The sequence below is a fragment of the Brucella sp. GW823-FHT04E01 genome (assembly GCF_058796175.1).
This window is the reverse complement of record NZ_JBXAIK010000006.1, coordinates 1-21861: the sequence shown is the minus strand read 5'-3', so window position 1 is coordinate 21861 and position 21861 is coordinate 1. Positions and strand designations below refer to the sequence as shown.

The window sequence follows — 21861 nt, the reverse complement described above, 5'->3', positions numbered from 1 at the left end:
GTATTATCCAATACGAAAGGCCCGCTACATCGGCGGGCCTTCATTGTTTTGGCATCGCGAAATCGATCAGATCACGTGTTCTGCGGGCGGGTTTTGCACCCTGAACAACCGTCCGCGTTCGGCTATCAAAACGCAGCCGAGCGCGACGAATCCGAGCACGCAATAGCCGGTTGCAACCGGCGTTGTGGTGCCGTCAAAGGCCTGACCGATAATCGCGCCCAATGCTGCACCGATCACCGTTTGAGCAAAGCCCAGAACGGACGAGGCTGTTCCGGCTACTTCGCCGAGAGGCTCCATCGCCAGTGCGTTGAAATTGGCGGTCACGAGGCTGAACGAGAACATGATGGTCATGTAGATCGCCATCAGGATCGGGAAGGGAACAGGGCCTTCCATCGTGACCGAAAGTACCATCCACAAAAGGCTGAAGCTGGTGAAGACCAGCAACATGGTCTGGGAAATTCGCCGCATACCGTAACGACCGACCAGGCGCGAGTTCATGAACGAGGCGAGCGCCAGCGTCATGGCGACGGCAGCGAAAGCCAATGGGAACAAGGCGCCGAGCTTGTAGATGTCGACGAAAATCTGCTGAGCCGAGTTGATATAGCCGAACAGCGCGCCGAGAATGAACGAGGTGCCGAGCATATAAAACAGGGCGACGCGGTTCGAAAGAACGATGCCGAAACCGCCAATCACGCTCTTGACCGTCAGCGGGCGCCGGTTGGTAGCAGGCAGGGTCTCGGGCAGGCGAAGAAACGCCCAGATACCGATGACAAATGCCATGAAAGCCATTGACAGAAAGATCAGGTGCCATTCGCCGAAAAGCATGATGAGCTGGCCGGTTGCGGGCGCAACAACGGGCAGGATCATGAAAACCATCATGACGAGCGACATGACCTCGGCCATCTGACGCCCGGCGAACTTGTCGCGAACGACGGATACGGCGATCACGCGCGTGGCAGCAGCGCCAAGCCCCTGCAAGACACGCAGGATGATAAGCGTCGTGAAATCGGTGACGATGGCCGCTCCCAGAGCTGCCAGAATATAAATGACGAGCCCGGCGAACAGCGGCAGCCTGCGGCCGAAGCGGTCGCTCAAGGGGCCGTAGAAGAGCTGCGAAACGCCAAACCCGAGCAGATAGGCAGTGATCACGAACTGGACGTGGTTTTCCGACTGAACGCCGAGGCTTGCACCGATCTGCGGCAGGCCGGGCAGCATGATGTCGACCGCCAGCGCATTGATGGCCATGATCGCCGCGATGAGCGCGATGAATTCGCCGCGTCCACGCATGGAAGTCTTCTGGTCCGACGAACCGTTCTTGATGTCGAGCGGCATGACTGGCATTCCTTGGCAAAGTGGCGCATCGCGTCGCGAGACACGATACGAAAGACAAAATTTAGAAAGCAGAAGCAGACAGATGAAAATCTGTCGTTGCAGCATCTAGAGCATTTCCAGCAAAAGTGCGAAGCGGTTTTGCGTAGGATAATGCGACGGAAAAATACTTAGAGCGATTCCAGCGACTCCGTTTTAACTGGAACCGCTCTAGCAAATGCAAAAGGCGCCGTAGAACGGCGCCTTTGGAAAAAGGTGAGGCTGAAGCCGTATAACCGGCAATTAATCCTCAAGCTGCCTTTGTGGCAATACCCTTATCGGTAAAAAGTGCCTGCAACTCGCTCGATTGGAACATTTCGCGTATGATATCGCAGCCGCCGACGAATTCGCCCTTTACATAAAGCTGAGGAATGGTTGGCCAGCTCGAATATTCCTTGATGCCCTGACGCAGTTCATCCGAAGACAGAACGTTGACGCCCTTATACTCCACACCGAGATAGTCGAGGATCTGCACGACCTGACCGGAGAAACCGCACTGCGGGAAACCCGGCGTGCCCTTCATGAAAAGCACGACGTCGTTGGTCTTCACTTCATTCGCGATGAAATCGTTGATGCCGGTCATTTGCGGTCCTTTCCAAGCATAACCCCGAAAAGTCGCCTGACTTTTCGGACAGGATTATGCGCTAAACAAATACGTCGAGGCAAATTTCGACGCAAACAGGGAGGTCTTTCCCAATATAGTCATTTGAATGCTGGTAACCACCCCGTTGGGGCGAATGCAAGTCAAATGCTCAAGAAATCCGTATCAAGGGGAGCTGCATCTTGCCGCAGCAGGATTTGCTCCTCGAGATGGGGCTCCCCCAGAACGGCCTTCCGTTATTCCGGTACGCTGGTCTGCAGGGCGAGTGCGTGCAGCACACCGCCCATATTACCCTTCAGCGCATCATAGACCATCTGGTGCTGCTGCACGCGGGACTTGCCGCGGAAACTTTCCGCGACAACCTCGGCGGCATAATGGTCTCCGTCTCCGGCAAGGTCGCGGATCGTCACCTTTGCGTCGGGAATCCCCTCGCGTATCAGTTTTTCGATCTCATGTGCGTCCATAGCCATGCAAAATCTCCCGCCGTTTCCGGCTTCTTCTTCTCATTTTATCGAATCGTAACGCACCATCGTGGAACGTCAACTAACATCTGTCTAACGCTTAAACAGCCGACAAGCAAACCGCCCGGACAGGGGTTCCATCCGGGCGGCAATTAGAGCATTTCCAGCAAAAATGCGAAGCGGCTTTGCGTCGGATAATGCGTAAAACAAAGAGTTCAGGTGTAAGAAATACGATCAGTTATCGCTGACCGGTTCGCCACTCATGAAGCCCGGGAACCAGCCTTCAAAGGCGTCAGTCAGATCGGCAACACTGACATCGACGACGTTGCCAATCTTCAGGCTGTCGCCGCCAACCGTGCCGAGCACGCGGAACGGAACGCCTGCGCCTTCAGCATTGAGGGCAATGAGCTTTGCCATTTCCGCCGTAGCCGCGACGACATAGCGCGCCTGATCTTCACCGAAAAGAACTGCGTGCGGCAGACCGTCACCGGCATCGAGCTCTGCACCCTTACCGGACTTGATCGCCATTTCCGCGACGGCAATCGCCAGGCCGCCATCGGAGAGGTCATGACATGCCGTGACCTGACCGTTGCGGATGGCCGAGCGGACGAACTCGCCGTTACGCTTTTCAAGCGCAAGATCGACGGTCGGGGCAGGACCATCGGCACGATCAAACAGATCGCGCAGGTAAATGGACTGGCCGAGATGTGTGCCATCGCCACCAAGCAGAACCAGCGTGTCACCATCCTGCATGCCACCGATCTTGGCGGTTTGTGTCCAGTCAGGGATGAGGCCTACGCCGGCAATGGTCGGCGTCGGCAGAATGGCCTGACCGTTGGTTTCGTTATAGAGAGAGACATTGCCCGAAACGATCGGGAAATCCAGCGCACGGCAGGCTTCACCGATGCCTTCGATGGCCTTGACGAGCTGACCCATGATTTCCGGCTTTTCAGGATTGCCGAAGTTCAGGTTGTCGGTCGATGCCAGCGGCTCAGCGCCAGTCGCAGTGATGTTGCGCCAGCATTCGGCCACGGCCTGCTTGCCACCCTCGAATGGATCGGCTTCGCAATAGCGCGGGGTCACGTCGGATGAGAAGGCGAGAGCTTTGGTGTCATGGCCCTCGACGCGGATCACACCGGCATCGCCGCCCGGAACCTGCAACGAGTTGCCCTGAATGAGCGTATCGTACTGTTCATAGACCCAGCGACGGGATGAAAGATCCGGCGAGCCAATCAGCTTGAGAAGGGCAGTGGAGTAATCTTCCACTTGCGGCACATTGCTCGCGGGAAGCGGCGCGTGCTTGCCTGGCTCCATCCACGGACGATCATATTCCGGTGCTTCATCGCCCAGATCCTTGATCGGCAGATTGGCGACTTCCTCACCCTGATGAATGACGCGGAAACGAAGATCGTCAGTCGTCTTGCCAACGATAGCGAAGTCGAGACCCCACTTGCGGAAGATCGCCTGCGCTTCGGCTTCCTTTTCCGGCTTCAGAACCATGAGCATGCGCTCCTGGCTTTCCGACAGCATCATTTCGTAGGCCGTCATGTTCTCTTCGCGCACCGGAACATGATCGAGAATGAGTTCGATACCGAGGTCACCCTTGGCGCCCATTTCGACAGCCGAACAGGTGAGGCCAGCCGCACCCATATCCTGAATGGCGATAACCGCGCCGGAGGCCATCAGCTCAAGGCAGGCTTCGAGCAGGCACTTTTCGGTAAATGGATCGCCGACCTGAACGGTGGGGCGCTTTTCTTCAATCGACTCGTCGAATTCAGCCGATGCCATGGTCGCGCCGCCGACACCGTCGCGGCCCGTCTTGGCACCCAGATAGACAACCGGCAGGCCGACGCCCTTGGCTTCCGACAGGAAGATGCCATCATGCTTGGCAAGACCGGCAGCAAAGGCATTGACGAGGATATTGCCGTTATAGCGCTTGTCGAAGTTCACTTCGCCACCAACGGTCGGCACGCCGAAGGCATTTCCATAGCCGCCGACGCCCGACACGACGCCAGATACCAGATGGCGGGTCTTCGGATGATCCGGTTCGCCAAAGCGGAGCGCATTCATTGCCGCGACGGGACGCGCGCCCATGGTGAACACGTCGCGCAAAATGCCGCCAACGCCGGTCGCTGCACCCTGATAGGGCTCGATGTAGGACGGATGGTTGTGGCTTTCCATCTTGAAGACGACGCAATCGCCATCGCCGATGTCCACCACGCCTGCGTTTTCGCCAGGGCCCTGAATAACGCGCGGTCCGGTTGTCGGAAGCGTGCGAAGCCATTTCTTGGAGGACTTGTAGGAGCAATGCTCGTTCCACATCGCCGAGAAAATCCCGAGCTCTGTGAAGGTGGGCTCGCGTCCGATCAGATCAAGAATGCGCTGATACTCGTCCGGCTTAAGACCATGCGCTTCGATCAATTCCGGCGTGATGTCTCGCGTATTGGAAATAGTCATGGAAATGGGGAACCCCGTCGCAGGCTGCGGCGTCCGACGCCCTGTGCCTAAGGGACGGTCGCCTAAGGTTTCAAGGCGCCTCTTTAACCTATGTTTTCACGAAGTGCGACAGGAAAATACCGCTTTTCCAGCCCTTCATCGAATATCCATAATAATCGCACGCAAGCGCACGCGGTCAGACACTCCCTTCATATCCCGCCTGTTCGTTTTCGAGCAGGCGACGGAGTGTCAGAAAACTGCTTTCGACGACACTGCGATCAGCCGGAGACGAGAAGGCAACGCGGACCCGGTGATAGATCTGATCGACACGTCCGGCCTTGAACTCATCTTCGTCGTCGATCAGGATTCCGCTTTCATAGGCGGCGGCCTTGAACGTGCCCGAAAGCCACGGCTCGGGCAGTCCCATCCACAGGAATGGAACTGTCGGACGGGATACGAAATCGAAACCGTCGAAGATTTCTCGCGCCATCTTTTGGCGAATGCCCGTTTCTTCGCGGCATTTGCTGTGAATGGCGTCTGCCTCGCCGGACAACACCAGCTGAGCGCCGGTTTCAGCGAGCAGGAATGCTGCGCCGCCTGTGACCATCTTGTGCGTTACCTTCACGCGTTGGGCGCAATGCGCAGGGCAGGCGACCCATCCGCTGCGTATGCCTGCGGCAACGGCCTTTGACAAACCGGAGACGACGAATGTTCGTTCAGGCGCAAAGCTTGCCAAGGGTGGAATCTGGCTGTCGCACATGATGCCATAGATATCGTCTTCGATAAGCCAGACATTGTAACGCCTTGCGATGTCGGCGATTGCACGACGGCGTTCTTCCGGCATGACGGACAGGGTAGGATTGTGCAGCGTCGGCATCAAAAAGGCGAGGGTCGGATGCTGCTGGCGGCAGGCTCGTTCGAATTCTTCCGGGATCAGACCGTATTCATCCAGACCGGCCTGAATGGTACGGCGCCCGAGAAGGCGCACGGAGCGGCTGATCTGCGCATAGGTCAGATTTTCGAACAGGATGCGATCGCCCGGATTCGTGAAGGCCGTGATGATGGCGATGCTCGCAGCCTGCGCCCCATTGGTAACGACAATGCTGTCAAGATCTGGTCGCCAGTCAGCCCGCGAAAGCCATTTCTGCCCGGCTTCCAGCCAGTGCTGCGGAAAATAGCGCGAATAGCTCGCAATATCCTGCGGAAAATCCCGATGAATGTCGGCATTGATTTTGGCCAGAACTTCATGCTGGCCGACATCCGGCGCCGCAGTCGTGTCGAAACGTATTTTCCCGGAAGGGACATCAGCAGGCTTTGTACCGGCAATGCCAGAGGCGGTCAGCGCGTTGTCTGCCGGTTCTTCGCCCAGAACGTAAGTTCCTCGACCGACTTCGCCCGTCACGAGACCGCGTTCATGGGCCAGCGCATAGGCGCGACCGATTGTGCCGATTGTCACCTTCAAGTCGAATGCGAGATTGCGCTGTGGCGGAAGTTTGATACCCGCTGGCAATCCACCATTCCCGATGGCTTCTTCGATGGCATCGGCGAGCTGCAGGTAAAATGGACCGGATTTACCGGCAAGGTCTGGAATCCAATTTGTCATGGTGACAACTTATAAATTGTACCTATTGCCAAGTCAATTGTAGAGTCAATTCGTCGCTACTTGGTGACAATGCAGACATCGAGCTAAACATAAGGTTTGTCTCGACTGCTTCCCAGCTCCCAACTGGCCCAACTGGCAATGAAATGGACCGAGCCAATGTTTTACTTTAGACCGCAGACCGAGACAATAGATACAATTCTTCCTGTGCCCGTGGCTGATAGCATTACGGATTTGCCAAAAGCTTTGCAGGTCAATCTGATGGCGGCGTCCCAACCGCAGATCGGATATGTACGGCGCGTTGTCTCTTTTTGTTCTTACGCATTGTCCGACGCATCGAAGCTGGAAAAGAAATCAGTCCAGCGGACTGATTTCCCTGCGAAGACGCTTCGCACTTTTGCTGGAAAGGCTCTGGATTGGATGTCTTATCGAATGATGCTGCGGCGCAGTCGGATCGCCCTCGGCGAACTGACCGACGATCAGTTGCGCGATATCGGACTACAGCGCGACGAAGCAGAGCGCGAAGCGCGTAAGGTGCGTTTTCACTTGCGTTGAAGCATGTCGCGGAAAGCAGCTTTCCGCGACAGCTTGATTACTGGCAACCGCTCTGGCCTGAAGCCCAGCGGTTGACGTCGGCGGCGATCCTGCCGCCATGGCTTTCCTGCATCATGGGACCGAAAGCCTCGACGCGTGCAGGATTGCCTTGCGCCTGCACGACGAGCAGCGGACGTAATGCCGGATTGCGGGCGGGCACGACCAGAATGCGCGGACGTCCGGTGAAGGAATTCAGTTCCGGCGCGAGTGAGTAACCGCGGAAATCCTTGTCCTTGGATTTGAACCAGCAGCTATTTGCTGCCAGCGCGATGCGCTCCATGGTTGGCAGTGCCGCCTTGCTGGCGTCGACGGCGATGGGCCCCGTGGGTTTGCTGGAAGTGCAGGCTGCAAGCAATGCAACGGCCGGGAGGGCCAGAAGAGCGAAAGTCTTGGTCTTCAAGGAGGGGCTCCGATGGTGCGTGCCTTCAAAGGGCACGCATGAGAGGTGGGGGTAAACAGTGTCAGGCTAGTGGTCTGATTCCGACATTTGCGTCCCTCTGATACAGGCGCCGAGCAAATGTCGGAATCGCAAAGACCACTAGCAACTTTATGTATCTAGTGGATTTTTCGAATTTGACGTTTGAAACAGCATCTCATTCAGTAGGCATTCAAACGTCAAATTCAATCCACTAGTTGCGGCATGAAAGCTTTCAGTCCGTCATCCATCTCGTTCCAGATGCGCTCAAAAACCGGATGCTGTTTTGCCTTGGCTGCATATGCATCGAATTTCGGGAATTCGTCCAGCAAATCCGCTTTGCCCGAGAGTTTCTTCAACGGTTCCATCAGGAAACGCACCGGCAACAGCCAGCAATCCGCAAGAGTCGGCTCGTCTCCGGCGGCATAGGCTTTGTCCGAGAGACGGCTTTCGACCACTTTCAGCCCGGTATGCATCTTTTCGAACAGGCGTTCGATGCTTGCATTGTCGCGCTCGGGCTTGCTCAAAAGGATGAAAAGCTTCATCGCGGGTCCAAGCACGTCCAGTTCCGTCACGCGGGCAAGGAGGCGAATAAGTGCGCGCTCGCGCGGCGTTCCGGGCAGCACGGATATTTCCGGAAAATGATCTTCGAGATATTCGGCGAGCACCGTCCCTTCGTACAGCGTTTCTCCGGAACTGGTAATCAGCACGGGAACGCGGCGGAGCGGTGTGATATTGCCGAAATCGGCTGGGAACGGGTAGGGCATGTTCATCGGCTTGAACGACAGGTCCTTCAGGTAAAGAACCCCGCGGACAAAGGCCGAGTAAGGGGAAAGAGGTCTGGAATAAAGCTGCATGAATGAAGTTCCCCTGATTCGTTATCGCTAAAATGTGCGAGGCATTTCCAGCAAAAGTGTGAACGCTCCTGCCTGGATAGCGCATGAAACAAATATGGGGCGATCCCGACGATTCCTCCTGATCAGGACCCTCCCGAAGTCAAGCTGCCACGAAAATAGACGCTTTGCCAGTGCAGTTTTGCAGCTGAGGCGTCAGAGCAGGCGCAATAAAAAAGGCGGCTTCAATCGAGCCGCCTTTTCCGTTTATCTGTGTGCCAGCTTATGCAGCGAGGCCCAGCGCGCCTGCGAAGAGCGCCCGACCGTCATCACCGCCATGCGCGGCTTCGATCAGGTTTTCAGGATGCGGCATCATGCCGAGCACATTGCCGTGTGCGTTGACGATACCGGCAATGTCGTTGACCGATCCGTTCGGATTGGTGCCTTCGGCATAGCGGAACACAACCTGGCCTTCGCCTTCGAGACGCTTCAGCGTTTCGGCATCGGCGAAATAATTGCCGTCATGATGCGCGACCGGGCAGCGGATGATCTGGCCCGGCTTGTAGCCGCGCGTGAACGACGTGTTGGCGTTGGTTACTTCGAGCTTTACTTCGCGGCAGACGAACTTCAGCGAAGCATTGCGCATCAATGCGCCCGGCAGAAGCCCGGCTTCGACGAGGATCTGGAAGCCGTTGCAGACACCCATGACCATGACGCCCTTATCGGCCTTCTCGCGAACGGCCTGCATCACCGGCATACGGGCTGCAATCGCACCGCAGCGCAGATAGTCACCGTAGGAAAAGCCGCCCGGAATCAGGATCAGGTCCACATCGTCGGGAATGCTCGTATCGGTCTGCCAGACGGTCACCGGTGCCTGTCCGGTGATCTTGGTGAGTGCTGCGATCATGTCGCGATCGCGATTGAGACCGGGAAGGAGAATGACTGCGGATTTCATGAGCGTCTCTGTCCTTTGCCTGATCAGCCGATGGCGATGGAATAGTCTTCGATCACCGTGTTGGCGAGCAGCTTTTCGCACATGGCCTTCAGGTCGGCTTCGGCCTTGCTCTTGTCGGAGCCATTCAGTTCGAGGTCGAAAACCTTGCCCTGACGGGCCGAGTTGACGCCGTCAAAACCGAGGCTGCCGAGCGCGCCGACGATTGCCTTGCCCTGCGGGTCGAGAACGCCGTTTTTCAGTGTAACGGTGACGCGTGCCTTGATCACTCTGTAGTTCCTGCAATTTTAGAACGAATGAAACAGCCCGGAAGGCTTAACTTGGCATGATCCCGAAAACCGTGTCGACTTTCCGGGATCGTGCCCTTCCGGGCTGGGCGGATCATTTTACTTTACAAGCGTAGGGCCAGCCGGGCGCGGCGTGTCGTTCTCGTTCATGATGCCGAGACGGCGAGCCACTTCCTGATAGGCCTCAACCAGTCCGCCCATGTCGCGGCGGAAACGGTCCTTGTCGAGCTTGTCGTTGGTGGTGATATCCCAAAGACGCGCAGAGTCCGGAGAAATTTCGTCGGCGACGACGATGCGCATCATGTCGCCTTCCCACAGGCGACCGCATTCCATCTTGAAATCGACAAGCTGGATGCCGATGCCGAGGAACAGGCCGGTCAGGAAGTCGTTGACGCGAATGGCGAGCGCCATGATGTCGTCGATTTCCGGCGGGCTTGCCCAGCCGAAAGCCGTGATATGCTCTTCGGTGACCATTGGGTCGTCGAGTGCGTCGGCCTTGTAATAGAACTCGATGATCGAGCGCGGCAGCACGGTGCCTTCTTCAAGGCCAAGGCGCTTTGCCAGCGAACCGGCAGCGACATTGCGCACAACCACTTCAAGCGGAATGATTTCCACTTCCTTGATCAGCTGCTCACGCATGTTGAGGCGGCGGATGAAGTGCGTTGGAATGCCAATGCGGTTAAGCTGGGTGAAAATATGCTCGGAAATGCGGTTGTTCAGCACGCCTTTTCCGTCGATGACTTCATGCTTCTTTGCATTGAAAGCGGTTGCATCATCTTTGAAAAATTGGACGAGCGTACCGGGTTCAGGGCCTTCATAAAGAATCTTGGCCTTGCCCTCGTAAATACGGCGGCGACGGTTCATGGCTTTTCTCGGATTTCCATATTTATGGTGATCGGCTCTAAGCCGCTATTCTCGCGGGCTACCTATAGCAATTGTGGGCTTTTAACAATCCTGCTTTGTGCCCGTTCCCCCGTTTTCGCTGTTTCTGATGCAAGTTTATGCATGAGTCGCAAGAAAGTAGTCTTTAGCTCTTGTATAATCTTGCTCCCCTTGCCAGCTTTAGGCAAGAGAACGGATGACGATCTCTTCTAACTTGTAAGTCTGGGAGCTTTATGAATGACCACTGGCATGGATGATCGCCGCGACGCTTTTGAAAAGAAATTCGCGCTTGATGCGGAACTGCGCTTCAAGGCGGAGGCACGCCGCAACAAGCTTCTGGGACTCTGGGCCGCAGACCAGCTTGGCAAGAAAGATGCGGATGCCGAAGCCTATGCCAAGGAAGTCGTTGCCGCCGACTTTGAAGAAGCTGGCGATGAGGATGTTTTTCGCAAGGTGCGCGCCGACTTCGATGCCGCAAGTGTAAGCGTTGCAGACGAAGTTATTCGTGAGAAGATGTTTGCTTTCCTTGAAGAGGCAATCCGCCAGGTAAAGCAGGATTGATGGATGGTTCGGGGCGGAAGGATAGATAGCACTTCCGCCCTGATCCTTTTGAAATGAAGGAAATTCGAATGTCGTTGTCTTCGCGCCTTCGCGCCGGGGAAACAGTGCTTTCTGCATGGTCCTCCCTTCCCGAACCCCTGACGGTCGAAATTCTCGCCCATAGCGCCTTCGATGCCGTAACGCTGGACATGCAGCATGGCGGCCACGACGAGGCGAGTGTTCTTCGCTCTCTTGGCCTTATCCTGAACGCTGGCAAGCCGCCGGTCGTGCGCGTTCCTGTCGGACGCTTCGACATGGCAAGCCGTGCGCTGGATTTTGGTGCGCAGGCGGTCATCGCTCCGATGATCAATTCCGTCGAGGATGCCCGCAGGTTTGCAGCCGCCATGAAATATCCGCCGGTGGGCGAACGCTCATGGGGCGTATTCCGGGCCAATGCGGATTACGGCGCACCGGGTTCCAACGATTATCTGACCACCGCCAATCACGATACGCTTGCCTTCGCGATGATTGAAACGCGCGATGCCTACGATGCGCTGGATGCCATTCTGGATGTTCGCGGCATCGACGGCGTTTTCGTCGGCCCTGCGGATTTCTCCATTGCGTGGAGCAACGGGCGTGAGGCCAATCCGAATTCGGATGCGATTGTGGAACCTATCGGCAATATTGCCCGCAAGGCCGCTGCGGCAGGAAAGATCGCCGGTATTTATTCACCTTCGCCGGAGTTTGCGCGTCGCTACATTCCGCTTGGTTTCCGCTTCCTGACACTCAGCAACGATGGCGGTTATATCCGGCTCGCAGCAGAAACGCTGACCAAAGCGGTTCGCGACTAATTCCATTGCAAGATATTGAACAAGAAAAGGCGGGCTAATGCCCCGCCTTTTTCATGCTGTATGAATAAACATCAGTGATGCTTGGGCGCCTGTAGTTGCGTCATGAACTCGGCGAACACCATCGAGCCTTCCGGCCACGGTCCATGCCCGGATTCCGAGTTGATATGCCCGGATTCGCCAGCATCGATCAGCATTGCACCCCAGTCCTTCACGACATCTTCGGCAGCTTCAAAGCTGGAGAAGGGATCGTTGCGGCTGACCACGGTGATCGTGGGGAATGGCAGACGTTCACGCGGGTAGGGGCCGAACGTCATCAGATGCTTGGGGCGGATCTTGTCGTTGGAAACATCCGGAGGCGCCACGAAAAAGGCTCCAGCCACCTTGTGCTGAAAATGCGGCAAGGCATGAACTGCAGTTGCAACGCCGAGCGAATGCGCGACGAGAACAATCGGCCTGGTCGCCGCATTGGCGGCCTTTACCACTTCACCAATCCAGTCTTCGCGAACAGGTTTGGTCCACTCGGCCTGCTCGACGCGCCGCGCCGTCGAGAGTTTGCTCTCCCAACGGGTCTGCCAGTGGTCGGGGCCGGAATTGGTATAGCCGGGGATGATGAGGATATCTGCGTCTTTGACTTTCATGGCTTCCCATTTAGAGAGGCTTTGTAACTTCTTCAAGCCGTGCTTGTTGTATGCTTGGTATAGAAGGCATGCGAATGATGAACAGCCTGTTCGCTGATCGTGATCTTGTGAAACATGTCCCAAATGGTGATGTTTAGGCAAGATTTGAAACACGACGGAGAGACTGGCATGACAATCAGCAGACGTAATATCCTCGGCGCTGCCGGGACTGCTGTCATGGCCAACATTCTTCCTGTTCGCGCAGAAATGCCGTCGAAGGAGGGCGACATGACACAGCATTTGAGAGCAACCGCAGTCGAAACCGAACGTACGGTTGCTCCGCTTCCATTCGCAATGACCACGCCAATGCGTGTGGCTCGCGTTGGCCTGAAGGCGCGCGATGCCGAAACACTGGCTGAATATTATCGCGATGTCGTCGGCTTGCGTGAGATGACGCGTCGCGGCGCGTCGATTGTACTCGGCGCCGGCGACCGCGAACTGATGGAAATTGAACAGTTTTCGGCGGCCAGGCCGGACGATCCGCGCAGCGCCGGTCTGTATCACACCGCGTTCCTGCTGCCGACACGTGGCGACCTTGCGCGCTGGTCGCGCCGCGCCATCGACAAGCAATTGCCGGTCAGCGGTGCATCGGATCACAAGGTAAGCGAAGCCATCTATCTGACCGATCCCGAGGGCAACGGTATCGAAATCTATTCAGATCGTCCGAATAATGAGTGGCAATGGAATGGCGACCGTGTTGCCATGAGCACCGATCCGCTCGATGTCAGCAATCTGCTCGATGTCATCAAGCGCGAGGGCGGAGAATGGGACGGCGCACCGCAAAACACCGTGGTTGGTCACGTTCATCTGCGCGTCGGCAATGCCCATGAAGCCGAAACCTTCTGGCATAACGAACTCGGCCTTGAAACCGTTCAAACCTATGGTGACCGGGCTGTGTTCATGTCCACCGGGCGCTACCATCACCATATCGCTGCCAATGCCTGGCAGAGTGCCGGTGCGGGCAAGCGTGACGAAGATCGGACCGGCCTCGGCTGGGTTGAGCTGGAAGACACGCGTGGCGGTAACAACAGCACCTTCGTGGATCCATGGGGCAACGTGGTCAATACGATCAAGACCAAGGCGTAACCAGCCCATCTCCAGAATGTAAAAAACCCCATGTTTTCATAAACATGGGGCTTTTTTCGGATTCAAATTATGAACCAATTAGAGCATAATCCGACCGGAGTGAAACGAGGATCGATAAGATTATGCTTGAAATATAATAACTTAGAGCGCGTTTCGATCTGATTCAATCAGATCGAAACGCGCTCTAAAGGGGGGCGCAGATTTTGGTTATGACGTGCCGAAAATCGTGGCTTGCGAGAACCGGAGCGCAGTGTGCTTCACGCATGGTCCCGAAAAGTTGCAGACTTTTCGGACAAGATCATGCGAATAGAATAACTACGTGAGCACCGGAAGCGCAGTAAGACGCGATTTGCAGGCCGTCAGAGCCGAAATCTCAACCGAAGACGCGCTTGAAAATCGTATCTACATGCTTGGTGTGGTAGCCGAGATCGAACTTTTCGCGGATCTGTTCTTCGGAAAGGGCCGCGCGTACTTCCGCGTCGGAGAGCAGTTCTTCGAGGAAGTCGGCACCCTGTTCCCAGACCTTCATGGCGTTGCGCTGCACGAGACGATAGGCGTCTTCGCGTGATACGCCAGCCTGTGTCAGCGCCAGCAGTACGCGCTGAGAATGCACCAGACCGCGGAACTTGTTCATGTTTTTCAGCATGTTATCCGGGTAGATGACCAGCTTTTCGATCACGCCAGCCAGACGGTTGAGCGCGAAGTCGAGCGTGATGGTGGTGTCCGGGCCAATGGCACGTTCGACGCTCGAATGCGAAATATCGCGTTCGTGCCAGAGAGCCACGTTTTCCATCGCAGGCGTTACCGACATGCGAACCAGACGGGCGAGGCCGGTCAGGTTTTCGGTCAGAACCGGGTTGCGCTTGTGCGGCATGGCCGACGAACCCTTCTGGCCCGGCGAGAAGAATTCTTCCGCTTCCAGAACTTCCGTGCGCTGCATATGGCGGATTTCGATGGCGATGTTTTCCATCGAAGAGGCGATGACGCCGAGCGTTGCAAAGAACATTGCATGGCGGTCACGCGGGATCACCTGCGTCGAAACCGGCTCTGCTTCGAGGCCGAGCTTGGCGCAGACATATTCTTCCACACGTGGGTCGATATTGGCGAACGTGCCAACAGCGCCGGAAATGGCACCGGTTGCGATTTCTTCGCGCGCCGCAACGAGGCGGGCACGGCCACGCGCCATTTCGGCATAGAAACGCGCAAAGGTAAGGCCCATGGTCGTCGGTTCGGCATGGATGCCGTGGCTGCGGCCGATGCGGACCGTATCCTTGTGTTCAAAAGCACGCTTCTTCAGGGCTTCCAGAACGCGGTCCATGTCGGCAAGCAGCAGATCGGCAGCGCGTACGAGCTGGACGTTGAGCGTGGTGTCGAGCACGTCCGAAGAGGTCATGCCCTGATGCACGAAGCGGCTGTCCGGGCCGATGAATTCCGCCAGATGGGTCAGGAAGGCGATGACGTCATGCTTGGTGACGGCTTCGATTTCGTCGATACGGGCGACGTCGAACTTCGCCACGCTACCCTTTTCCCAGATGGTCTTGGCCGCTTCCTTCGGGATGACGCCGAGTTGCGCCAGCGCCTCGCAGGCATAGGCTTCGATCTCGAACCAGATGCGGAACTTCGTTTCGGGCGACCAGATGGCGACCATTTCAGGCCGGGAATAGCGCGGGATCATGGGTGCATCCTGTAGAAAGTGGGAGTTTAACGATTGCGGGCAGCTTCAGCCGCAGCACGAATGGCGTCGATATTGGCGCGGTAGCTCTCGACGGAGTTGCCCTTGTAAACGGCAGAACCGGCCACGAGAATGTTGGCGCCTGCTGCAACGACCGAGCCTGCGGTTTCCGGTGTAATACCGCCGTCAACTTCGATATCGATAGGGCGGTCGCCAACCATTTCGCGGACGCGCTTGATCTTGTCGAGCATCGGCGTGATGAACTTCTGGCCGCCAAAACCGGGATTGACAGTCATGACGAGGACGAGATCGACATCATCGATGACGTTCGTCAGCGCTTCGGCGGGCGTTGCCGGGTTAAGCGCCAGACCGGCTTTCTTGCCCAGAGCGCGGATCGACTGCAGAGAACGGTGCGTGTGCGGACCGGCTTCGGCGTGAATTGTGATGAGATCGCAGCCAGCATCGGCAAACGGTGCCAGATACGGGTCGCAGGGCGCAATCATCAGATGCGCATCGAACAATGCCTTGGTGCGCGGGCGGATCGCCTTCACCACCTGCGGGCCGAAAGTAATATTCGGTACAAAATGCCCGTCCATGACGTCGATATGCACCCAGTCGGCACCGGCTTCCAGCACGGCATCGACTTCTTCGCCAAGACGGGCGAAATCGGCGGAAAGAATGGACGGGGCGATGGCGATGGGGCGCATATGTGATCTCCGTAACTTTGGCCAGCCCCTAGCACATGAGGGGCAAGAATCCTATCCCCAGCGCTTGTGGAACCACATCCACTGGCCAGGATATTCGCGCACCCACGTCTCAACGGTATCGTTCAACAGCTGTGCGGTTGCGGCAACATCGATCTCGCCCTTGTCGTCGCGCGGCAATTCCATGCGCTCATAAAGTTCGAGACGATAGCGTCCACCGGGAAGGCGGATACAGCGTGCCGGATAGACGTCGCAATCATATTGCCGCGCAAGCTTGGCCAACAGTGGATTGGTCTTCACCGGGCGGTTGAAGAAGGTGGAAGGCACACCGCGGCGGAATTTCTGGTCCACCAGCATACCGACATTGCCGCCTTCATCGAGGATATGCGCAAGCGACCACGCGGCCCCGGCTTTCGACGGCACCAGATGGCCCATATTGGTGCGACGGGCTTTCAGAACCTTGTTGGCGATATAGGGATTGTTTGGCGGGCGGAAGAGCGCCGTAACGTTCAGACCGAAGGTGGCGGCGCAGATTGGTAGAAGTTCGAAATTGCCGGTATGGGCGGTAAAGAAGATATGCGGCTTCTTCTCGTCGCGCAGGCGTTCAAAAATCGGAATGCCTTCCACTTCGACCAGTCCCGGTTTCGTCGAATGGGGATCGAAATCGAAAACAGCATCGAGGAAGATATATTCCGCGAAGAGGCGCGCCATCGAATCCCACATTTCGCGGGCGATTTCCTCGATTTCCGCGTCGCTTTTCTCAGGATAAGCCTGACGCAGATTATCGGTGGCAACCTTGTGGCGCGGCGTCAGCGGCCCGATCAGACGGGCCACCTTGGCTGAAAAGCTGATTGCAGCCTTCGCCGGAAAAAGGCGCAACAGGCCAAGCAGCAGAAAGACGGCCTGCGCCCAGAGCCAGTAGTTGAACTGCTTCAGCTTGCGGGTCCAGCGGAAGAGCAGAAGTTTCAGCTTGAACATCATGGACGTGGGCGACTCAGTCGATCTCGAGAATGATCTTGCCGAAGACGTCGCGGCCTTCCATGCGCTTCAGCGCCGTATCGATATCGTTGAAGCCGACCACGGTGTCGATGACCGGATGCACGATGCCGCGCGCCATTTTCTGCATGGCGTCTGCCATGTTTTCCATGCGGCAGCCAAACGAACCCAGAATCTTGAGCTGCTGCTGGAAGAGCTGCATCAGGTTCATATTGGTCGAGACGCCGGAGGTCGAGCCGCAGGTGACGAGACGTGCACCGCGCTTCATGCAAAGCATCGAACCGGCCCAGGTATCCGCGCCGACATGCTCGAACACCACGTCCACACCCTTCTTCTTGGTGAGCTTGCGCACCACGCCCTCGAAGCGGTCTTCCCGGTAGTTGATGACGTGATCGGCGCCGAGTGCCTTGGCCTTCTCGATCTTGTCGTCGGAACCGACTGTCGTGATGACCGTGCAGCCCATCTTCTTGGCAAGCTGGATGGCGGCTGAACCGATGCCGGAACCGCCAGCCTGTACGAGTACGGTTTCGCCGGGCTCAAGCTTGGCATTGTCGAACAGCATATGCTCGACCGTACCGAAGGTTACAGGGGCGACGGCGGCGCCGATGGCATCCACACCGGGAGGTGCCGGAACGAGAAGACGGGCAGGCAGGTTCACTGCCTCGCACGCAAAGCCGTCGAGATGGAAACCATGCACGCCGCCGACATGTTCGCACAGATTGTCACGGCCTTCGCGGCAGGCGCGGCAAAGACCACAGGTGCGCGCACCATAGATCGAGACGAGCTGACCGGGCAGGAGATTGGAAACGCCGGGGCCGACAGCATCCACAACGCCTGAAGCTTCCGCACCGATAACCAGCGGCATCTTGCGCTTGGCAAACGCCATGCCGCGCCAGCCCCACACGTCGATGTGGTTGAGCGCAACGGCCTTGATCTTCACGGTTACCTCGCCAATGCCGGGGGCAGGCGGCGGTGCGATATCGGTGATTTCAAGGCGGCGATCGTCGAGAAGCTGCAAGGCGCGCATGAAGTAATCCTTTTCAAGACATAATCCCGGAAACGGCGAACCGTCCGGGATCATGGGAAAATTCGTATTTGTCGGACCGATTAATTCGGATTTGCCGCCAAAACAAGGCTCGTATTCTGTCCGCCGAAACCGAACGAGTTGGAAAGCACGGCAGAAACTTCCGCCTGACGCTTTACATTCGGCACGACATCAAGCGGAATAGCCGGGTCCGGATTGTCATAATTGATGGTCGGGGGCAGGGTACCCGTCTGGATCGTCAGCAGCGAGAAGACTGCCTCGATTGCACCCGCAGCGGTCAGCGTATGGCCGATCATCGACTTGTTGGAGGAAACCGGGATTGAGGCAAGCTTGTCGCCGAATACGGTCGAAAGCGCCAGATATTCCATCTTGTCGTTTTCCGGCGTCGAGGTGCCGTGGGCGTTGATATAGGAAATCTGCTCTTCGGTCAGACCGGCATCGGCCAATGCGGCGCGCACCGTGCCAATGGCAGGTGAAGCATCCGGCTTGGAACGGGTGCGGTGGAAATCATCGGCCTTTTCGCCGCAACCGGCCAGAATGCCCAGAACCTTGGCGCCGCGTGCAACAGCGCTTTCGAGTGATTCCATCACCAGCGCGCCGGAACCTTCCGACATGGCAAAACCATCACGATCCTTGGAGAAAGGCTTGGAAGCCTTTTCCGGCTTGTCGTTCTGGGTGGAAAGGGCCGAAAGCAGCGAGAAGCGGATCAGGGCTTCGGCAGAGACGGAGCCGTCAGTTCCGATGGAAAGAACCCGATCACTTTCGCCACGACGGATGGCTTCGACACCAAGCTGGATCGCAGTCGCACCCGAGGCACATGCGGTCGAAAGCGTGATCGGCAGGCCGCGCGTGCCAAAAGCTTCCGACAGGCGTTCAGCGATATAGCCGAACTGGGTCGTATTGAAGAGGTCATTCTGACGGGCGCGGCGGCATGCTTCCAGCAGGAGCTGATAGCTTGCCGGACCTTCATTCTTCACGGTCGCATCAAGTGCAAACCGGCTTTTCCAGTCCAGTTCGACCGGAGGAGCTGCCAGAAAAAGCGGACCGCCGAAATCGGTAGACGAAAGACCGGACTGGGCAAGAGCTTCCTCACCTGCGAGCCGGGCCAGCGCTTCGGAGAGCGCCGATGCGCCCACATCGCTTTCGGCCAGGAAATCAACCGTTCCGGAGAAGCGTGTATTGAGGTTGTCGGTTGGAAAGCGGGTGATGGCATGGATACCCGATTTTCCGCCGGTCAATGCAGCCCAGTTGTCTTCCTTGCCCTGACCGAGCGAGGAAACCACACCTGCTCCGGTAATGGCGACAATGGGACGGCCGAGATGGTCTGTATATTTCGTCATCTTATACTCTCACCAGCTTTGCTGCGCCTTCGGCACGAGTCGCTCCGACTGCGGTGACAATTGCTTCGCTGATTGGACCACTGGCATCCTTTTCGGATGCATCCAGCGGTGCAAAAGCCTCGCCTTTCCAGACGGATATGGCCGCAAGTGCCAGCGCCAGCGGGAACTGCGCTTCGCGCAAATGACCGGTCAGGCCGGAAATGCCGCGATAAGTGGCTGACAGAGCGTCCAATGCGGTTTTCTCCGCGCCGGTCGCTTCATGGGCGCCGGAAGCAGCGGAAACAACATAGGAGGGATCCTTGCCGCCATTGGCTGCAAGGATGAGTTCGCGGATGGTGTTTGTGAGGTCTGCGCTGTCGCGTCGGATTTGTGCACTTTCGATGCCGGCAACTTCCGCATAAGCGCGTGCACCGCGCTTGGCTGCGTGGTCAGCGCTTTCCAGAACAAGGAACACGCCGCCGGAACCGGAAATCATGCCGCCGCCAGCCGAACCGTCACGCTGCCAGAGCGGTGCCCAGCCATCATGCTTGAGCAGTCCGCCAAGCTCGTGACCGAGAATCATGTCGAAATGTTCGGCATTGTAGGAACCGCCAACCAGCGCATGAGTGCTCTGACCCGTGCGAATGCGCGCGGCTGCGGTTTCGATAGCCGAAAGGCCGGAACCTTCCTCGCCCATGAAGGTACGCGAAGAACCGGTCACCTTGTGGACGATCGAAATATTGCCTGCGAGCAGGTTGGAAAGCTGCGCCAGAAACAGGGTCGGGCGCAGTTCGGTCGAGAGTTTCTCGTTCAGCATGACGCCGCGATCGTTGCGGGTGCGGCCTTCATCCAGAATCTGCATATCGACGGTGATGTCGCGTTCGCCGCCACCGGCACCCACGACCATATCCATGGTCGCGCAAAGCGCCTCGTCGTCCTTCATGCCAGCATCCTGCAGAGCAAGCCCTGCGGCATAGGTGCCAAGGCGCTGCCAGGTTTCCATCTGGCGCTGATCGCCACGCTTTGGAATCTGCAGGCTCCAGTCCACTTCACCCAATGGATGAACAGTGTAAGGCGCAAAGGCTTCCTTTTCGAGGCGCGGCTCAGTGCCAGCCTTCGAGAAAGCGTTCCAATGCACATCGACCCCTTCGCCGAGCGAGGAGATGATGCCGATACCTGTGATGACGACTTTATTGTTCTGCATGGGTCCCGTTTGTCCGTCGATGCTGAGACTGCTCTGACACGCGAAAAATTCGCGCTACCAGAAACGGAATCAGGGCGAACATTTCTGTTCACCCCTCAATACCGCCATATTATGTGCCGGATCAGCCTTTTTTGGCTGCAACCAGCTCATCGATTTTTGCGCAGAGGTTCTTGAGAACGAAATATTCTTCGGTCGGAACCTTGCCTTCGTTCACTTCCTGGGTCCACTGCTCAAGCGGAATCTTGATGCCGAAAGCCTTGTCGATGGCGAAGACGATGTCGAGGAAGTCGAGGCTGTCGATGCCCAGATCGTCGATGGTGTGGCTATCTGGCGTGATGGTGTCACGGTCGATTTCACTGGTTTCGGCGATGATGTCGGCGACTTTGTCAAAAGTAGAGGACAAGTTTCGATTCCTTTATTCATGGCGGTGCCACAGTTGGCACGCATCTGACTGTTTGCGCGTGTCTAGCGTTTTTCCGGTGACAGGGAAAGTCATATTACTTTCATAGTCACCGAGCTTTCAAAACCGCATATAAGGCGCGTAACATGCGAAGCGCAACATAAAGACAAACTCTAATTTTGGAAATATTCTCAAAACTGAGTTATTACAACTGGGCTAGGGTTCGTTTCTGACGCGTCTCACAAAATACCAAAGACCAACCACAGCACAGGCGATCATCACAATTGCCAGTGCGTATTGCACCGGGCCATTCCCCGATGCAATTGCCACGAGGCCTGATGTCACGCTCCCCATTGCCCCCAAAGCTTCCGGGTGCTTCAAAACAGATGTGACGGCCATATCGCCCTGACGGGCCTTGGGTGAGATATCATTCGTCGGTCCTGCGGCATGGATGATGGGCGCGTTGGCAGCGAGCGCCAGAGCGCGAGAACGCACCCGTTCGACACGGGCGAGCCAGCCTTTCCCGAAGGTCGAGGCTGTAGACAACCTTTCCAGCCAGGATGCGCGTGCATCACACAAAGCATTGATGACCTCGTCGGTAGATCGCATATTGGCGGCCGCAACCGTCTGGGCTCCAATTATTCCATCTTCGGGCAAGCCCAGAATACCTTGCAGCATCCTTGCCGCGCGTGCGGGACCTGAATTGACAGAAAAGTCGAACAGGGCGTAGTCGAGACCCGAAGGCAGGTTGTCTCCGTCGATCTTGTTCCAGAATTGCGCCTGATAGATTTGCGTGGCAGTTGCTGGCGTCATTTCCTTTACATCTTCGGGCGATACCTGATGTCCGTCCCACGCGGACAGGTGACGTGCTCCCAATAAATTAGGCCATTCAGAACTGGAATTTTCCACTTATGATCCCTTATCTGGGAGAAGGAGAG

General features: G+C 56.9%; 22 protein-coding genes and 1 pseudogene. 4 read left to right on the top strand and 19 right to left on the bottom strand.

Translation table 11 applies throughout. The features are described 5' to 3' along the window. Positions 1–66: 66 nt before the first annotated feature. The 5 genes from AC1RHM_RS20995 to AC1RHM_RS20975 form a co-directional block, all read right to left on the bottom strand. Positions 67–1332: a multidrug effflux MFS transporter gene (locus tag AC1RHM_RS20995; RefSeq protein ID WP_010661200.1), complete on the bottom strand. Its 1266-nt coding sequence runs from the start codon at positions 1330–1332 to the stop codon at positions 67–69. Between the two features lie 286 nt (positions 1333–1618). Next, a complete protein-coding gene (gene grxD, locus AC1RHM_RS20990) occupies positions 1619–1951 on the bottom strand; it encodes a Grx4 family monothiol glutaredoxin (protein WP_010661201.1) in 333 nt (110 codons plus the stop codon). A gap of 254 nt (positions 1952–2205) precedes the next feature. Then, on the bottom strand, positions 2206–2439 hold the full coding sequence (locus tag AC1RHM_RS20985; RefSeq protein ID WP_006466620.1) for a BolA/IbaG family iron-sulfur metabolism protein: 234 nt from the start codon (positions 2437–2439) through the stop codon (positions 2206–2208). A gap of 225 nt (positions 2440–2664) precedes the next feature. Then, positions 2665–4887, bottom strand: coding sequence for a phosphoribosylformylglycinamidine synthase subunit PurL (purL, locus tag AC1RHM_RS20980; protein ID WP_010661202.1), 2223 nt, complete (start codon positions 4885–4887; stop codon positions 2665–2667). A gap of 175 nt (positions 4888–5062) precedes the next feature. After that, positions 5063–6469: an aminotransferase-like domain-containing protein gene (locus AC1RHM_RS20975; protein WP_122241984.1), complete on the bottom strand. Its 1407-nt coding sequence runs from the start codon at positions 6467–6469 to the stop codon at positions 5063–5065. Between the two features lie 138 nt (positions 6470–6607). On the opposite strand from AC1RHM_RS20975, the gene AC1RHM_RS20970 reads away from it, so the two are divergent. Then, positions 6608–7021, top strand: a complete 414-nt coding sequence (locus AC1RHM_RS20970) for a DUF1127 domain-containing protein (protein WP_029376245.1) — start codon at positions 6608–6610, stop codon at positions 7019–7021. A 37-nt stretch (positions 7022–7058) separates the two neighbouring features. On the opposite strand, the gene AC1RHM_RS20965 is transcribed toward AC1RHM_RS20970, so the two are convergent. The 5 genes from AC1RHM_RS20965 to purC form a co-directional block, all read right to left on the bottom strand. Further along, complete coding sequence (locus AC1RHM_RS20965; protein WP_010661205.1) at positions 7059–7460, bottom strand: hypothetical protein; 402 nt, start codon at positions 7458–7460, stop codon at positions 7059–7061. A gap of 221 nt (positions 7461–7681) precedes the next feature. After that, the gene (locus AC1RHM_RS20960) at positions 7682–8332 is read right to left on the bottom strand and encodes a glutathione S-transferase family protein (protein WP_122241983.1); all 651 of its coding nucleotides are present in this window, start codon (positions 8330–8332) and stop codon (positions 7682–7684) included. A gap of 259 nt (positions 8333–8591) precedes the next feature. Continuing rightward, the gene (gene purQ, locus AC1RHM_RS20955) at positions 8592–9263 is read right to left on the bottom strand and encodes a phosphoribosylformylglycinamidine synthase subunit PurQ (protein ID WP_029925003.1); all 672 of its coding nucleotides are present in this window, start codon (positions 9261–9263) and stop codon (positions 8592–8594) included. Positions 9264–9286: 23 nt separating this feature from the next. Next, a complete protein-coding gene (purS, locus tag AC1RHM_RS20950; protein WP_010661208.1) occupies positions 9287–9529 on the bottom strand; it encodes a phosphoribosylformylglycinamidine synthase subunit PurS in 243 nt (80 codons plus the stop codon). Positions 9530–9646: 117 nt separating this feature from the next. Beyond that, a complete protein-coding gene (gene purC / locus AC1RHM_RS20945) occupies positions 9647–10411 on the bottom strand; it encodes a phosphoribosylaminoimidazolesuccinocarboxamide synthase (RefSeq protein ID WP_010661209.1) in 765 nt (254 codons plus the stop codon). 255 nt (positions 10412–10666) lie between these two features. On the opposite strand from purC, the gene AC1RHM_RS20940 reads away from it, so the two are divergent. Both AC1RHM_RS20940 and AC1RHM_RS20935 read left to right on the top strand, forming a co-directional pair. After that, on the top strand, positions 10667–10990 hold the full coding sequence (locus AC1RHM_RS20940) for a DUF1476 domain-containing protein (RefSeq protein ID WP_010661210.1): 324 nt from the start codon (positions 10667–10669) through the stop codon (positions 10988–10990). 62 nt (positions 10991–11052) lie between these two features. Continuing rightward, the gene (locus AC1RHM_RS20935; RefSeq protein WP_029376246.1) at positions 11053–11820 is read left to right on the top strand and encodes an HpcH/HpaI aldolase family protein; all 768 of its coding nucleotides are present in this window, start codon (positions 11053–11055) and stop codon (positions 11818–11820) included. A gap of 71 nt (positions 11821–11891) precedes the next feature. On the opposite strand, the gene AC1RHM_RS20930 is transcribed toward AC1RHM_RS20935, so the two are convergent. Continuing rightward, the gene (locus tag AC1RHM_RS20930) at positions 11892–12458 is read right to left on the bottom strand and encodes an alpha/beta hydrolase (protein WP_010661212.1); all 567 of its coding nucleotides are present in this window, start codon (positions 12456–12458) and stop codon (positions 11892–11894) included. A 168-nt stretch (positions 12459–12626) separates the two neighbouring features. On the opposite strand from AC1RHM_RS20930, the gene AC1RHM_RS20925 reads away from it, so the two are divergent. Continuing rightward, positions 12627–13583 carry a VOC family protein gene (locus AC1RHM_RS20925; protein ID WP_012092236.1) on the top strand — a complete coding sequence of 319 codons (957 nt, stop codon included), beginning with the start codon at positions 12627–12629 and terminating at the stop codon, positions 13581–13583. 373 nt (positions 13584–13956) lie between these two features. Here the strand turns inward: AC1RHM_RS20925 and purB are convergent, their stop codons facing one another. The 8 genes and pseudogenes from purB to AC1RHM_RS20885 form a co-directional block, all read right to left on the bottom strand. Continuing rightward, positions 13957–15258, bottom strand: coding sequence for an adenylosuccinate lyase (gene purB, locus AC1RHM_RS20920; protein WP_122241982.1), 1302 nt, complete (start codon positions 15256–15258; stop codon positions 13957–13959). Between the two features lie 26 nt (positions 15259–15284). Continuing rightward, entirely contained in the window at positions 15285–15962 is a 678-nt protein-coding gene (gene rpe / locus AC1RHM_RS20915) for a ribulose-phosphate 3-epimerase (protein ID WP_029924996.1), read from the bottom strand. A 51-nt stretch (positions 15963–16013) separates the two neighbouring features. Continuing rightward, positions 16014–16940, bottom strand: coding sequence for a lipid A biosynthesis lauroyl acyltransferase (locus AC1RHM_RS20910; protein ID WP_029924994.1), 927 nt, complete (start codon positions 16938–16940; stop codon positions 16014–16016). 13 nt (positions 16941–16953) lie between these two features. Further along, complete coding sequence (locus AC1RHM_RS20905) at positions 16954–17982, bottom strand: zinc-binding dehydrogenase (protein ID WP_010661217.1); 1029 nt, start codon at positions 17980–17982, stop codon at positions 16954–16956. An 80-nt stretch (positions 17983–18062) separates the two neighbouring features. Then, entirely contained in the window at positions 18063–19340 is a 1278-nt protein-coding gene (locus tag AC1RHM_RS20900; RefSeq protein ID WP_010661218.1) for a beta-ketoacyl-ACP synthase, read from the bottom strand. A gap of 1 nt (position 19341) precedes the next feature. Beyond that, positions 19342–20523: a beta-ketoacyl-ACP synthase gene (locus tag AC1RHM_RS20895; protein WP_029924992.1), complete on the bottom strand. Its 1182-nt coding sequence runs from the start codon at positions 20521–20523 to the stop codon at positions 19342–19344. A gap of 121 nt (positions 20524–20644) precedes the next feature. Then, a complete protein-coding gene (locus AC1RHM_RS20890; protein ID WP_006466638.1) occupies positions 20645–20926 on the bottom strand; it encodes an acyl carrier protein in 282 nt (93 codons plus the stop codon). A gap of 213 nt (positions 20927–21139) precedes the next feature. Beyond that, positions 21140–21784: pseudogene (locus AC1RHM_RS20885) on the bottom strand (glycoside hydrolase family 108 protein); the annotation flags it as partial. Positions 21785–21861: the final 77 nt, after the last annotated feature.